Origin of the sequence: Paenarthrobacter sp., from assembly GCF_031180005.1 — a bacterium.
Taxonomy (GTDB): domain Bacteria; phylum Actinomycetota; class Actinomycetes; order Actinomycetales; family Micrococcaceae; genus Arthrobacter.
This window is the reverse complement of record NZ_JAPSHI010000019.1, coordinates 1-13,777: the sequence shown is the minus strand read 5'-3', so window position 1 is coordinate 13,777 and position 13,777 is coordinate 1. Positions and strand designations below refer to the sequence as shown.

The 13,777-nt window shown below is 60.5% G+C and carries 13 protein-coding genes; 3 read left to right on the top strand and 10 right to left on the bottom strand.

Annotated features, from left to right (window positions below; genetic code table 11):
• Positions 1–66: 66 nt before the first annotated feature.
• From secF to pdxT, 8 genes are all read right to left on the bottom strand, one after another.
• Positions 67–1,056, bottom strand: coding sequence for a protein translocase subunit SecF (gene secF, locus RIF72_RS14175; RefSeq protein ID WP_309075499.1), 990 nt, complete (start codon positions 1,054–1,056; stop codon positions 67–69).
• Positions 1,056–2,807 carry a protein translocase subunit SecD gene (secD, locus tag RIF72_RS14170; RefSeq protein ID WP_309075498.1) on the bottom strand — a complete coding sequence of 584 codons (1,752 nt, stop codon included), beginning with the start codon at positions 2,805–2,807 and terminating at the stop codon, positions 1,056–1,058. Before secD ends, secF begins: the two co-directional genes overlap by 1 nt.
• Positions 2,808–2,921: 114 nt before the next feature.
• Positions 2,922–3,305 carry a preprotein translocase subunit YajC gene (yajC, locus tag RIF72_RS14165; RefSeq protein WP_309075555.1) on the bottom strand — a complete coding sequence of 128 codons (384 nt, stop codon included), beginning with the start codon at positions 3,303–3,305 and terminating at the stop codon, positions 2,922–2,924.
• A 142-nt stretch (positions 3,306–3,447) separates the two neighbouring features.
• Positions 3,448–4,524, bottom strand: coding sequence for a Holliday junction branch migration DNA helicase RuvB (gene ruvB / locus RIF72_RS14160; protein ID WP_309075497.1), 1,077 nt, complete (start codon positions 4,522–4,524; stop codon positions 3,448–3,450).
• Complete coding sequence (gene ruvA, locus RIF72_RS14155; RefSeq protein ID WP_309075496.1) at positions 4,517–5,161, bottom strand: Holliday junction branch migration protein RuvA; 645 nt, start codon at positions 5,159–5,161, stop codon at positions 4,517–4,519. Before ruvA ends, ruvB begins: the two co-directional genes overlap by 8 nt.
• A gap of 103 nt (positions 5,162–5,264) precedes the next feature.
• Positions 5,265–5,843, bottom strand: coding sequence for a crossover junction endodeoxyribonuclease RuvC (ruvC, locus tag RIF72_RS14150; RefSeq protein WP_309075495.1), 579 nt, complete (start codon positions 5,841–5,843; stop codon positions 5,265–5,267).
• Between the two features lie 65 nt (positions 5,844–5,908).
• Positions 5,909–6,664, bottom strand: a complete 756-nt coding sequence (locus tag RIF72_RS14145) for a YebC/PmpR family DNA-binding transcriptional regulator (protein WP_309075494.1) — start codon at positions 6,662–6,664, stop codon at positions 5,909–5,911.
• A 3-nt stretch (positions 6,665–6,667) separates the two neighbouring features.
• Entirely contained in the window at positions 6,668–7,369 is a 702-nt protein-coding gene (gene pdxT / locus RIF72_RS14140; RefSeq protein WP_309075493.1) for a pyridoxal 5'-phosphate synthase glutaminase subunit PdxT, read from the bottom strand.
• Positions 7,370–7,470: 101 nt separating this feature from the next.
• Between pdxT and RIF72_RS14135 the strand changes: the two genes are divergently transcribed.
• Together RIF72_RS14135 and RIF72_RS14130 are read left to right on the top strand one after the other, a co-directional pair.
• The gene (locus tag RIF72_RS14135) at positions 7,471–8,802 is read left to right on the top strand and encodes a MurT ligase domain-containing protein (RefSeq protein WP_309075492.1); all 1,332 of its coding nucleotides are present in this window, start codon (positions 7,471–7,473) and stop codon (positions 8,800–8,802) included.
• The gene (locus RIF72_RS14130; protein WP_309075491.1) at positions 8,799–9,557 is read left to right on the top strand and encodes a glutamine amidotransferase; all 759 of its coding nucleotides are present in this window, start codon (positions 8,799–8,801) and stop codon (positions 9,555–9,557) included. The genes RIF72_RS14135 and RIF72_RS14130 overlap by 4 nt, the downstream gene beginning before the upstream one ends.
• Before the next feature lie 3 nt (positions 9,558–9,560).
• Here RIF72_RS14130 and RIF72_RS14125 read toward each other — a convergent pair whose 3' ends face one another.
• Positions 9,561–10,826, bottom strand: coding sequence for a CapA family protein (locus tag RIF72_RS14125; protein WP_309075490.1), 1,266 nt, complete (start codon positions 10,824–10,826; stop codon positions 9,561–9,563).
• 73 nt (positions 10,827–10,899) lie between these two features.
• Here RIF72_RS14125 and RIF72_RS14120 point away from each other — a divergent pair, with 73 nt between their 5' ends.
• Positions 10,900–12,912: a M3 family metallopeptidase gene (locus RIF72_RS14120; protein ID WP_309075489.1), complete on the top strand. Its 2,013-nt coding sequence runs from the start codon at positions 10,900–10,902 to the stop codon at positions 12,910–12,912.
• A 155-nt stretch (positions 12,913–13,067) separates the two neighbouring features.
• Here RIF72_RS14120 and pdxS read toward each other — a convergent pair.
• Positions 13,068–13,777, bottom strand: a 710-nt coding sequence (gene pdxS, locus RIF72_RS14115) for a pyridoxal 5'-phosphate synthase lyase subunit PdxS (protein WP_309075488.1), incomplete at its 5' end; no start/stop codon positions are given.

The following is a 13,777-nucleotide window of genomic DNA, read 5'->3' as shown; positions in this document are numbered from 1 at the left end:
TCAAAGAGCCGGCCTCCGCAGTGGTGCAGAGGCCGGCTCCCGGCCAAACAACGGTACTGAAAAGTCCTAGACCGTGGCTTCAGTCCTGCGATGGGCAACCTTCTTGGCTTGCTTCACGAGGTCAGGCTCACTCTGGCGGAGCCACGCGTACAGCGGTGCCGCAATGAAGATCGTGGCCGCAGTGCCGATGAGGATGCCCACGAACAATGCCAGGGAGAGATCGCGAAGGGTGCCGGCGCCTAGAAGGCCGGCACCAATGAAGAGGATCGCTGCCACCGGGAGGACGGCCACCATCATGGTGTTGATGGAGCGGACCAAGGTTTGGTTGACGGCAAGGTTTACCTCTTCGCTGAACGTGCGGCGGGTGGACGTGGAGATATCCGAGGTGTTTTCACGGATCTTGTCGAAGACCACCACAGTGTCATACAACGAGTAGCTAAGGACCGTCAGGAAGCCAATGATTGCCGAAGGCGTGACTTCAAAGTCGCTCAGGGCGTAGACGCCTGCTGTGGCGAACATAGTGACCAGCATGCCGACGAGTGCCGACAAAGACATCTTCCAGGTCCTGAAGTACAGCGCCATCAGGACAGCTGCCAAGGCAACGAAGACCACCAGGCCGATCAGGGCCTGGCGAGTGACATCCTGACCCCAGGTTGGACCCACGAAGGTCGACGTCACTTCGTTCTCAGTCACGCCATAGGCGCTGGTGAGGCCATCCTTGATCCGGTTCGTCTCGTCGTCGGTCAGTTGGTCCGTTTGGATCCGCATGGTGTTGCCTGCGACGTTGGCAACACGGGGAATGGCATCGGGCACGACATCGTGGACGGCCTTCTCGCCGAGGCTGGCATCAGTGGTGCTCACATTTGAAACCGTGAATTCGGAGCCGCCACGGAATTCGATTCCAAGGTTAAATCCACCCTTGACTACCGGAATCAGAATGGAGAGTGCCACGGCGACCGCCGCGATGATGAACCAGATTTTCTTCGAATTGACGAAGTTGTACGAGCGCTTGCCCGTGTATAGCTCGTGGCCGAAGGTTGCGAAGCTCGTGGTCATTACTTCTCCTCCTTGGTGCCGTTGGAAGTACCAGTGAGCTGGCCTTTCTCGGCAAGGCGCCTCTCGGCAATGGTCATGCGTCGTTCGGCTTCGGCTACCGCACCGGTGTTGCGTGCGCGAACCACGGCAGGCTTTTCCTCAGGCGTACGGAGGCGGCCCGCGCCACGGTATAGGGGAACTGCGCCGAGACGGTCAGGGGAAAGCCCTGAGAATCGGTGTCCTTCGCCGAAGAACTTGGTGCGCGCCAGGACCTGCATCATGGGGTGGGTAAACATGAACACCACCAGGAGGTCTGCCAAGGCAGTCAAGCCCAAAGTGAAAGCGAAGCCACGGACGTTGCCAACGGCTACGAAGTAAAGGACCAGTGCGGCCAGCAGGTTGACAGCCTTGGAGGCCAGCACGGTGCGCTTGGCCCGCTTCCAACCATTTTCGACGGCGGACACCAGGCCCCGTCCCTCGCGCAACTCATCCCTGATGCGTTCAAAATAGACAATAAACGAGTCGGCAGTCTGGCCAATGGCCACGATCAGACCCGCTACACCTGCCAGGGAGAGGCGATAATTTTCCGTCCACCCAAGAATTGCAATGGCGAGATAGGTCAGAACACCAGCCACAACCAAGGACGCGATGGTGACAAGACCCAACGCCCGGTACTGGAACAGGGAGTAAACAACCACCAGGAACAGACCGATCATGCCTGCCAGCAACCCGAGGCGAAGTTGGTCGCCGCCGAGCGTGGCCGAAATCTGCTCTTGTGATTGGATCTCGAAGCTGATGGGCAGTGCGCCATAGCGCAACTGGTCAGACAAGGCCTTCGCAGACGCCTGGGTGAAGTTACCCGTGATCTGGGGCTTTCCATCGGTGATGACAGCCAGGGCGCGAGGGGCTGAAAGTACTTTGTCGTCCAGGACGATCGCGAACTGTGACTTGGGATCGTCAGTGCCCTGGGCCTCCGCTGCAGCATAGAACTGGTTGAGGCGTTCGGTTACGGCCTTGAACTTTGCCGTTGCATCCGAGTTGAAGACAATGTTCACACCCCAGGAATTCGTCACGGAGCCCTGGGCACCCTGAACTTGGGTAAAGGAGGAATCGCTGATGTCCTGGCCTTTGACCTCAACAGGCCCGAGGATGTACTTGATGGCCGGAGTCGTGGCAGTGGCCGCCTCGCAGGTTACCAGCGGCTTCGCGGGATCTGAACGCTCACGCCTTTCAGCCGAAGGATTGACGCAGTCGAGTGCTTCGAATTCCTTCTGGACTTCCGGGGTAATCCAGTTGACATCACTCGCGTTGGCCGGCTCCGCCGTCGGCTTGTTCAGCTGATCCTCAGGAGTGCGCTGCTCGGCGGGTATAGCCGCAGGATCGCCATAAGTGATGACTGGACGGAAGTTCATGTCGGCCGAAGCCTGAATGAGGTCGCGGGTTTCCTTCGACGGTGTTCCCGGAAGGCTGACCACCACGTTGCGGCCGGACTGGGTGCTGATTTCGGCTTCAGCAACACCGGAGCCATCTACTCGCTGCCGGATAATGGCAACTGCCTGGTTGAGTTGCTCCTCATTGATGTCGCTGGAACCCTCCACCCGGGGTGCCAGGATCATCTGGGTTCCGCCTTCAAGGTCCAGAGCAAGCTTGGGAGCCCAACTGGCATTGCCAGTCACTACTCCGCCAGCAAGGACAGCGGTTAATACAACGAAAATTGCTCCAAGCCAGGTCAGCACCCTGCGGGCTGAGTTTTTGGGGCCGGTCCGTGCCATTATCGATCTTCCTGTTATCGCCGGACAGCCGCCGGCCGACGCTGGTAAGCGTCTGCCGGCGGCTCTCCGCTGCCGTAGAAGTTGCCTTGCGCGGTGTCGCCGCGACTGACGGTGCTAGTTGTCCTTCTTGTCCTCTTTGTTGAGGCGCGCGATGGTTTCTTCCGGCGTCTCGACGGCGGTAGGAGCTTCAGTCTCCGCGGCGGTCAGGGAAGAAGCGTCATCCGGGACAACCGGTGCTTCCTCGGGGGCCGTTTCGACCACCTTGGTGACTGCCTGTCGGTGAACCGTTGCCTGGTTCCCCGGGGAGAGTTCGATGACGACCTTGTTCTCAGCTTCGTCGATGGACACGATGCGGCCAAAGAGACCGAAGCTGGTCATGACGTCGACACCAGGAGCAAATTTGGACTGCATTTCAGCCTGCTGCTGCTGGGTCTTCTTGTTGCGGCGGAACATCATGAAGACAAAGAGTCCAAGCATGACGAACAGCAATATGGTCATTGGATCCACAGGGAAGTTCCGTTCTGTACTTACGTTTTGGTTCACGGCAACGTCCCTGGCAGATCCGCATAGCGGCATGGATCAAGGACTCGAACGTGCCGAGCGTCATACCAGTCTAGTGGGAAAAGCTGAACAGAGCGTGTTAACCAACCGTATCTATGCTTTCGGCGTGGTTTTCGTCCTCACCGAACAAGGCCAGCGCCTCCTGGCCAAAGACTCCAGCCGGTACGGCGTAGCCAAGGTGGGTCCAAGCGGACGCCATCGCAATTCGACCCCGCGGAGTACGTCCCAGAAGTCCCTCCCGCACCAAGAAAGGCTCAGCCACGGTCTCCACCGTTTCGGGTTCTTCACCTACGGCAATGGCCAAGGTGGACAAGCCAACAGGGCCACCGTTGAACTTGGTAATGAGGGCTTCGAGAACGGACCTGTCCAGCCTATCCAAGCCACGCTCGTCTACTTCGTACATATCCAAGGCCGCTGACGCCGAACGGGCGTCGATTTGCTCGATGCCATGAACGAGCGCCCAGTCACGAACACGGCGCAGGAGCCGGTTGGCTATACGCGGTGTGCCGCGTGACCTTCCTGCGATCTCGGTGAAACCTGCAGAGTTTACCTTCAGGTCCAGAAGCCCGGCAGAACGGCGGAGGACAAGTTCGAGTTCGGCCACCGAGTAGAACTCGAGGTGCCCGGTGAAACCGAAGCGGTCCCGCAATGGACCAGGCAGGAGTCCTGCGCGGGTGGTGGCACCTACCAGGGTGAAAGGCGGCAGTTCCAGGGGAATTGCAGTTGCGCCTGCTCCCTTGCCCACCACGATGTCCACGCGGAAGTCCTCCATGGCCATGTACAGCATTTCTTCAGCGGGCCTGGACATGCGGTGGATCTCGTCAAGAAACAGGACCTCGCCCTCCGAGAGCGATGAAAGGATGGCTGCGAGATCGCCGGCGTGCTGGATGGCCGGTCCGCTGCTAATACGCAGCGGCGCGTTCATCTCCGCTGCAATGATCATGGCAAGGGTGGTCTTACCGAGCCCCGGAGGTCCGGACATCAGCACGTGGTCGGCGCTGCGGCCACGCATCTTCGAGGCCTCAAGCACCAAGGCAAGTTGCTTGCGGACCCGATGCTGTCCTACGAAGTCGTGCAGGTTCTTGGGGCGCAGAGCAGCCTCAATAACCCGCTCTTCCGGTTCCTCTCCCCCGCTGACGAGTGACTGCTCAGCCACGGCTGCCTACGCGGTTGCCGGCGCGTGCCCCGTCCTGGCCAAGCCAGCGCAGCGTAGCCCGAAGTATTTGGGCCACGTTTGCTGCGTCTACGAGTTCCGGCGAGTCGGCCATGGCTTTGTCGATACTGCCGTTGGCGTCTTTCTCGGACCATCCCAAACTGGTCATGGCTGCCACCACCTGCGGTTTCCATTCTGCGTTCGGGGCTGCGGCAGGAGCAGTACCGGTCCCCGTTCCGTGCGGAACCAACTTCCCGGCCAGCTCGAGGACAATACGGCCGGCCACCTTGGGGCCGATACCCGGGACTTTGGTGAATGCTTTGCTGTCTCCGGTGTGAGCCGCCACCCGGATGGCTTCCGGTTCGTGCACGGCGAGGACGGCTAGGGCCAAACGGGGCCCAACCCCGCTGACACTGAGCAGGACGTCGAAGACTTCGCGTTCGTCGTCGTCGGCAAATCCGAACAGCGTGAGTGAATCTTCGCGGACGATCATGGAAGTGAAGAGCTTGGCTTCGGTTCCTGTTTTGAGGTGGCTCAAGGTCTGCGGTGTGGCGAAGACACTCATACCTGCACCGTTGAGGTCGATAACAGCGGTGGACAAACCAACGTGGGCTACGGTTCCACGGAGAAAACTGATCAAGACCCGGCTCCTGAAATACTGCCTGCTCCGTTGCCGTAATTACTGCGGCCAGAGCGGACTATCCGAACATATCTACGAATACCCTAGCAAGGGCAGCTGACAATCACCGTTTGCGGCGCGCTTTTGCTTCGGCTTCGGCCCACGCCTTTTGCGCGGGGGTGAGTCCGCCTTTACCGTTGGCGTCACCGGCCGAGCCCATACCACTGCCTGCGCGCCACGCGTGGGTGAGGGCCAACGCGAGGGCGTCGGCCGCATCAGCCGGCTTCGGTGGAGCATCCAGCCGCAGGATTTTTGTGACCAGTTTGGTGACAGCATCCTTGTTGGCAGTGCCGCTGCCGGTGACTGCGGCTTTAACCTCGGAGGGTGTATGCAAGGCGACCGGGATGCCACGGCGTGCTGCAGCCACGATGACGACGCCCGAGGCCTGAGCCACGCCCATCACCGTGCTCACGTTCATCTGCGAGAAAACACGCTCGACGGCGACGACATCCGGCTTGTGCAGGTCCAACCATTCGTCAATGGCTTGGGCAATAACCAGCAGACGCTTATCCAGGGTCAGCTCGGCGGACGTGCCCACCACTCCGACGGCCACCATGGTGGCCCGGCGATTTCGCTCAATGTCCACTACACCGATGCCGCAACGGGTAAGGCCCGGATCGACTCCCAATACGCGAAGAGTCAAGTCCGGGCCTTCCTGATGGCTGTAAACCTGCTGAGTCTCAAAGTATAGTGCTGCGCCCCACCCGACTACTCGGCGTCGAGGGCAGCCTGTACTTCCTCGCTAAGGTCCGCATTGCTGTACACGTTCTGGACATCGTCCAGGTCTTCCAAGGCATCCACGAGCTTCATGAACTTCTTGGCGCCGTCAACGTCCAACTCCACCTGCATGGACGGAACGAATTCGGCTTCGTCAGTGTCGTAGTCGATGCCGGCTTCTTTCAAGGCGTCGCGGATGGCCTGGAGATCGGAGGGCTCGGAATGGATTTCCCAGTTCTCACCGCTGTCCTTGACTTCCTCGGCTCCGGCGTCGAGGACAGCCATCAGGATGTCGTCTTCGCTGAGGCCGTTCTTGGGCAAGACAACTACACCTTTGCGGGCGAAGAGGTAGCTTACGGAACCGGGATCGGCAATGGTGCCGCCGTTGCGCGAAATCGCCAGGCGCACCTCGGAAGCAGCGCGGTTCTTGTTGTCGGTCAGACATTCAATCAACAATGCCGAACCTTGGGGACCGCGGGCTTCGTACATGATCTCGGTGTAGTCCACCACCTCACCGGTGAGGCCCGCGCCACGCTTGATGGCGCGGTCGATGTTGTCATTGGGTACCGACGTTTTCTTCGCCTTGGTGACAGCGAGTTCAAGGCCCGGGTTGCCGGCAAGGTCCGGTCCACCCATGCGGGCAGCGACTTCGATGTTCTTGATCAGTTTCGCGAACGACTTTGCACGCCTGCCGTCAATGATGGCTTTCTTGTGCTTGGTGGTCGCCCATTTGGAGTGGCCTGACATGCTTTACGCTTCTCCTCTGATCATTCGAATAAAGAGTTCATGCACGCGTTTCTCTCCCGTCACTTCCGGGTGGAAGGAGGTGGCCAGCAGTTGGCCGGAACGCACTGCAACAATTCTAGCCACTCCATGCAAAGTAGCCGTGTGGCTGGCGTGATCGGGATCAACCTGGGCGAGGACTTCCACCCCCGGACCCACACGCTCCACCCAAGGGCCGCGGATGAATACCGCGTGAACCGGATCCACGCCGGATTCCCCGGCACTGAAGTCCAAGCCCTTGAAATCGAGGTCGGTTTCGAAGGACTCGCGTTGTCGTCCGAAAGCGTTGCGGCGGACCGTAATATCCAAGCCGCCAAAAGTCTGCTGGGGATTTCCGTCCAGGTCCGTAGCCGGGTCTGCAATTTCATTGGCCAGCAGGATCATGCCGGCGCAGGAGCCGTAAACGGGCAGGCCCTCTGCAATGCGCTTCTGAAGGGGGTCTCGGACTTCGAAAATCCGGGAAAGCTTGTCTATTGTGGTGGACTCGCCGCCGGGGATAATCAGGCCGTCGATGTCGTCGAGCTCTGAGGGGCGGCGAACACCCATGCCGGTGGCCCCAGCGGCCTCAACAGCGTGGATATGCTCGCGGAAGTCGCCCTGGAGAGCCAGCACGCCGATTCGGAGTCCTGAACCCACGCGTGACGAAGCGTCGGAAAGGGGGTTGGTCATTCGACCATCATAGTGGTCCAAGCCCTCAGTAACCTTGCCTGCGACCGCCGGGGCTGACGTCAGTCAAGGTTCCATGCCCTGGCTGGGATATATTACAGAGCATGCTTTCCTTCAGCGTTCCCCTCGGCAAGCTGGTCCGCACACTGTCCCGGCTCCGGGGCGGAGGCTCAGCTTTCCCCGGCCTGGTGGTCGAGAAAATCGACCCCGGCTTCATGCAGCGAACGCTGGCGTCGCTCCCCCTCGGCGTTGCCGTAGTCAGCGGCACCAACGGTAAAACCACTACCACCAAAATGGTGGTGGAACTCCTTGAAAGCCAAGGCTTGAAGGTCTTTACCAACCGCAGCGGCAGCAACTTCACCCGAGGGGTGGCAGCCTCACTCCTGGGCGATGTGGATTGGCGTGGACGTCTCGACGCGGACATCGCCATTCTGGAACTTGACGAAGCCCACGCCGTGCACTTCGTCAACAAGGTGGAGCCCCGCTTCAGCCTCTTGCTGAACGTACTGCGCGACCAGTTGGACCGCTTCGGTGAAATCGACAAAACGGCCCGCTTGCTGGAGCACATCGCCTCCAAGACAACGGACACCGTGGTCCTCAACCGGGAAGACCCACGCGTAGCCCGGATTGCGACTGCCCTCAACACCCTCCACGCCGTTCACCACCCCGAAATCAGGTATTTCGGTCTCGATGAATCGTTGCGCAGCACTTTCCCCAACGACGACGAGATGCGCACCACGGCCATTGGCCCGTCGCCGTCCGGCACATCTGTTGCTGCAGAAACCGGTGACGATGTAGAACTGCCGGCTGCCGACGTCGTACTCCGCCGGGTAGGAGCCCAGGACGCAGACTTTGAGTTCGACGGCGAAACTGTCAGCACATCCATGAAACTTCGCGGTGTGTACAACATCTTCAATGCTGCGGCAGCTTTGTCGCTGGCGCGGGCCATCCTGGGAACCGGGCCGGTCGACACGCCTAAACTCGTGAAGGCCCTGGGGGAAGTTGCTCCTGCCTTCGGCCGTGGTGAAAGCCTCACGGTGGACGGCCAGCCCTTGGAACTGGTGCTCGTAAAAAATCCCAGCGGTTTCCGACTCGGGCTGAAGTCTTTCCCCGCCGGTGGATACGCCACCATGATTGCCATCAACGACAACTACGCCGACGGCAGGGACATGTCCTGGCTCTGGGACGTTGAATTCGATTCCCTGCGGGAAGACGGCGTGGAAGTCCTCACCGGCGTCCGCGCCTACGACATGGCGCTCCGTCTCCAGTACGACGATGTGCCCTTCGGAGTCGTCGAACCGGACATCACCGCAGCACTACGGACTTTCATAGATGGCTCGCGAGGCAAGCCCAAGCGCATCTTCTGCACTTACACCTCCATGCTCGCCATACGCCGTGAACTGGCCAAAATCACCATAGTTGAGGTGGTCTCATGACCTCGGAAGCACAGCCCCACCCGGATACACAGCCAAGCAAAGGAACAATCCGCGTCCTCCAGCTCTACCCGCGGGAAATGAACATCTACGGTGACTGGGGCAACGCCCTGGTACTGAAGCAACGCATCAAGTGGCACGGCTATACGCCGGAGCTGCTCGAATACAACGTGGGTGATGAGTTCCCGGACGACGTCGACATTATTGTGGGCGGAGGCGGGCAGGATAGTGGACAGCTGGTCATCCAGGACGACCTTCAGGCGCGTGCCGTTCAATTGAAGCAACTCGCTGATGAAGGCGCTCCCATGCTGGTGATCTGTGGGCTCTACCAGCTTTTCGGCAAATTCTTCAAGACCAGCACCGGGCCCGTCATTCCCGGCATCGGCATCCTTGACGTCGAAACGCACGGAACCAACGAGCGACTCATCGGCAACGTAACCATGAAATCTGCCGAGTTCGGCGACATCCTGGGCTACGAGAACCACAGCGGGCAGACTACTTTGGGTCCCGGCGTCGAGCCCCTCGGCACTGTCACGAAGGGCGCCGGCAACAACAGCAAGGACGGGCACGAGGGCGCCCGCTACAACAACGTCGTCGCGAGCTACCTGCACGGTTCATTGCTGCCGAAGAACCCGGCCATTGCGGACTTCCTGATCCGAACGGCAGCCGAGCGCAAGTTCGGAACCTTCGTGCCGGGAACGCCCGACGACGGTTATGCCCGCCTTGCGCGCGAACACGCCGCCCGCCGGCCGCGGTAGGCGCTACTTTTCCTTGGTGATCAGCAGCTCATGCGCGCCTGCAGTTGCTGCGCCCATGGACTCAACCACCGCTTTGGTTCGCTGGTAGGTCTCAGCATCGGCCGCGGGGGTTGCACAGACTCCCTGCGGTGCATCGCTGGCCACGGAGCACCACCGGTAGGGATCCCGAACTATCACTGACGGAGCCCAAGCGAGATCCGAAGCAGTCCAAACACCTGCAGCGTCCTGGCTGAACTGTGCCCTGACCAGCAGCCCTTCATTGTTCAGGACGTACCATGGGGACAGTTCGGTGACACCGTTGCCCAGCCCATAGACGATCCAGGTTCCTTTGTAATTCTCGATCGGCAGCACTGAGTGGGTGTGGTGCCCGTAGATCATGGTGAACTGGCCACTGTCCACCAACGCGTGCGCGACTTCCTGTTGCTGGGCATTGGCTTCGCTGGCGTACTCGTCACCGGCGTGCATGACGCCCAGGACAATGTCGGCTCCCAACGCCTTTGCCTGTTTCGCCTTCGCGATCATGGCCGCCGGGTCCAGCTCGTCAACCAACCACGGGTATTCAGGAATCTGACCGTTATGACCATACGTTCCAATGATCACTGCCACCTTGGCAGCGTCCGTTTGGAGCATGAGTATCTCTCTTGACTCCGCCTCCGTCCGGTAGGAACCCGTATGCTTCAGGCCCGCCGCGTCCAACGCGTCGAGGGTCCGAAGCAACCCTTCAGTCCCGCGATCAATGGTGTGGTTGCTGGCCGTTGTGCAAGCCTGGTAGCCAACATCCTTCGATGCCGTGATGATCTGCGGTGGCACGTTAAAGGACGGATAGGCGGAGAAGGGTCCTTCCGGTGTAGCGACAGGGGTTTCCTGGTGGCAGATGGCGAGGTCGCTGTTACGAATGTAGCGACGCTGCCCCTCAAGAAGCGGAACGAACGTATAGCCGGGCTGACCGGCTGCCGCAGCGTCAGCTCTCGCTTGCTGCCAGAGCTGGGTATGGACCAACATGTCGCCTGTCACCGTGATGGAAGTGCAGCGTAGCTCCGGGCAAGCGGGCCCCTTACCTGGTGTGGGGTTCGGCGCGGGGGTGCGGGTTGGGCTTGGAGTCTCGGTTGCCGGGACAGAAGCGGCGCTACTGCGGTTCGCATCATCATTTTCCGCCATGACACCGCAGGCGTTCACTGACAGGGACATGACCACGGCACTCAGCACGAGTGCCGTCTTGTGAGACCGGAACCATCCCCTGGAAAATGTGATTTTGCCCATGGCTTTCATCCTACGGCGGAAGCTTGAGGAAGCAGGGCGTGCCGCCCTTGAGGACACGATTCTTACGTGAAAGAGTCACTTCATGACTAACCCACTCCTGAGCCCCAGCCCCCTGCCCTATGGGCTGCCGCCCTTCGCTGGCCTCTCAGCAGCGCACTACGCCGAGGCCGTCGAGGCAGGTTTGGCATCGCATCTCCAGGAAATTTCCCGGATCGTTTCCAATCAAGAGCCAGCTACCTTGGAGAACACTGCAATGGCCATGGAGCGGTCAGGGCTTCTCCTCAACAGGGCAGCTGCGGCATTCTTCACGCTCGTTTCTGCGGATGCTTCCGACGCCATCAAGGCGCTGGAGACAGAGTTGTCACCCAAATTCTCAGCGCACCAGGATGCTGTTTACATGAACCGCGCGCTCTACCAACGGTTCGCCGACCTCGACACAGCCAGCTTGGATGAAGAATCGTCCCGACTGGTGCAGGAGTACCTCAAGGAGTTCCGGCAGTCCGGAATTCAACTGGATGACACCGCGCAACAACGCTTGCGTGAAGTTAATGCCGAGCTGTCCCAATTGGGCACCGAGTTTGGCCAGCGTGTCAAGGAAGCCATGAAGTCCGCCGCCCTGCTTCTTGACGACGCCGATGATCTTGCCGGCCTGAAGCCGGAGGTGGTCATCGGCGCCGCAGAAGCAGCAAAGCTGGCCGGGCATGACGGTAAGTACTTACTGACCTTGATCCAACCCAGCAACCAACCCGCCATGGCGTCCTTGGAGAACCGGACCATCCGCCGTCGCCTGTTCGAAGCATCCCTGGCGCGCGGCACCGATGGAGGCGACCTGGATGTCCGTGACCTGGTGAAGGCAACAGCACGTTTGCGGGCCGAGAAAGCGACTCTCCTGGGGTTTGCCAACTTCGCTGAGTTGGTAGTGGACCAACAGACTGCGCCCGGTTTCAGCGAGGTACTGGCGATGCTGGGCAGGCTGGCACCCGCTGCTGTGCGTAACGCCCAGGCGGAAGCAGACGCCCTGGCCGAATCCGCCGGCCACGAACTCGAGCCGTGGGATTGGGCGTACTACTCTGCACAAGTCCGAAAGGAAAAGTTCGAGGTGGACGAGCAGGCACTCCTGCCCTACTTCAGCCTTGAAACCGTGCTCAACGACGGTGTCTTCCATGCGGCAACGCAGCTTTACGGAGTCACTTTCCAGGAGCGCGATGACTTGGAAGGCTATCACCCCGACGTCCGAATCTGGGAGGTCCGAAATGAAGACGGCAGCGGCCTCGGCCTCTTCCTGGGCGACTACTACACACGGGAATCAAAGCGCGGAGGTGCTTGGATGAATTCCCTGGTTGAACAGTCCAGCCTGTTGGGAACGCGCTCGGTGGTCATTAACAACCTCAACATCACCAAGCCCGCGCCTGGCCAGCCTGCACTCTTGTCCTTGGACGAGGTCCGTACTGTTTTCCATGAATTCGGCCACGCCCTGCACGGACTCTTTTCCGATGTCACCTATCCGCGGTTCTCCGGTACGTCGGTGCCTCGCGACTTCGTCGAGTACCCGTCCCAGGTCAACGAAATGTGGATCATGTGGCCCGAGATACTGGCCAACTACGCGCGTCATTACTCCACCGGGGAGGCTCTCCCCCAGGACACGGTGGACAAGCTCAATGAGTCGTTGTTGTGGGGAGAAGGTTTCGCAACGACCGAATACCTCGGCGCAGCGCTCCTTGACCTGGCGTGGCACGTGCTGTCCGGGTCCGAAGTTCCGGACGACATTCTCGCCTTCGAGGCAAAGGCCTTGGCGGACGCGGGAATCGCGCACCCCCTCATCCCGCCGCGTTATCGCACCGGCTATTTCCAGCACATCTTCGCTGGCGCGGGCTACGCGGCCGGTTACTACTCCTACATTTGGAGCGAGGTGCTGGATGCGGACACCGTTGAGTGGTTCAAGGAAAACGGAGGTCTTACCCGCTCCAACGGAGACCGGTTCAGGTCCGAGCTGCTATCGAGGGGCAACAGCCGCGATCCGCTGGAATCCTTCCGCTCATTCCGAGGCCGTGACGCAGACTTGGACCCCCTCCTGAAACGCCGTGGACTCAACTAACCCCACCACCGGAACTTAAAGCCGAAAGGCGGGCACCGATCCGGCAGCGTGCGTAAAAGGGCCCCCGCCCCAGCCACCGCCAAAGTGGCGGCAGCGGGAGCGGGGAATAGCACGCAGAGGATCAGCGCCCGCCTTGGCGGGAACCTAAGTGAGACCTACCAGCCGCGCTCAGCCAGACGGTGCGGCTGCGGGATGTCGTCCACGTTGATGCCCACCATGGCTTCGCCCAGGCCGCGGGAGACCTTGGCGATCACGTCGGGATCGTCGTGGAACGTGGTGGCCTTCACGACGGCGGCGGCACGCTCTGCCGGGTTGCCGGACTTGAAGATCCCCGAACCGACGAACACGCCGTCTGCGCCGAGCTGCATCATCATCGCAGCGTCAGCCGGGGTGGCGATGCCACCGGCAGTGAACAGGACCACGGGGAGCTTGCCGGTAGCGGCAACTTCCTTGACCAGCTCATACGGGGCCTGCAGTTCTTTGGCCGCAACGTACAGCTCGTCCTCGGGAAGAGCAGCAAGCTTGGCGATCTCCGAGCGGATCTTGCGCATGTGCCCGGTGGCGTTGGAAACATCGCCGGTACCGGCCTCGCCCTTGGAACGGATCATCGCCGCACCCTCGTTGATGCGGCGCAAGGCCTCACCAAGGTTGGTGGCACCACAAACAAAGGGAACAGTGAAGTTCCACTTGTCGATGTGGTTGATGTAGTCCGCCGGGGTCAGGACCTCGGACTCGTCAATGTAGTCAACACCGAGGGACTGCAGGACCTGGGCTTCGACGAAGTGGCCGATGCGGGCTTTGGCCATGACCGGGATGGAAACCGCGGCGATGATCGCATCGATCATGTCCGGATCCGACATGCGGG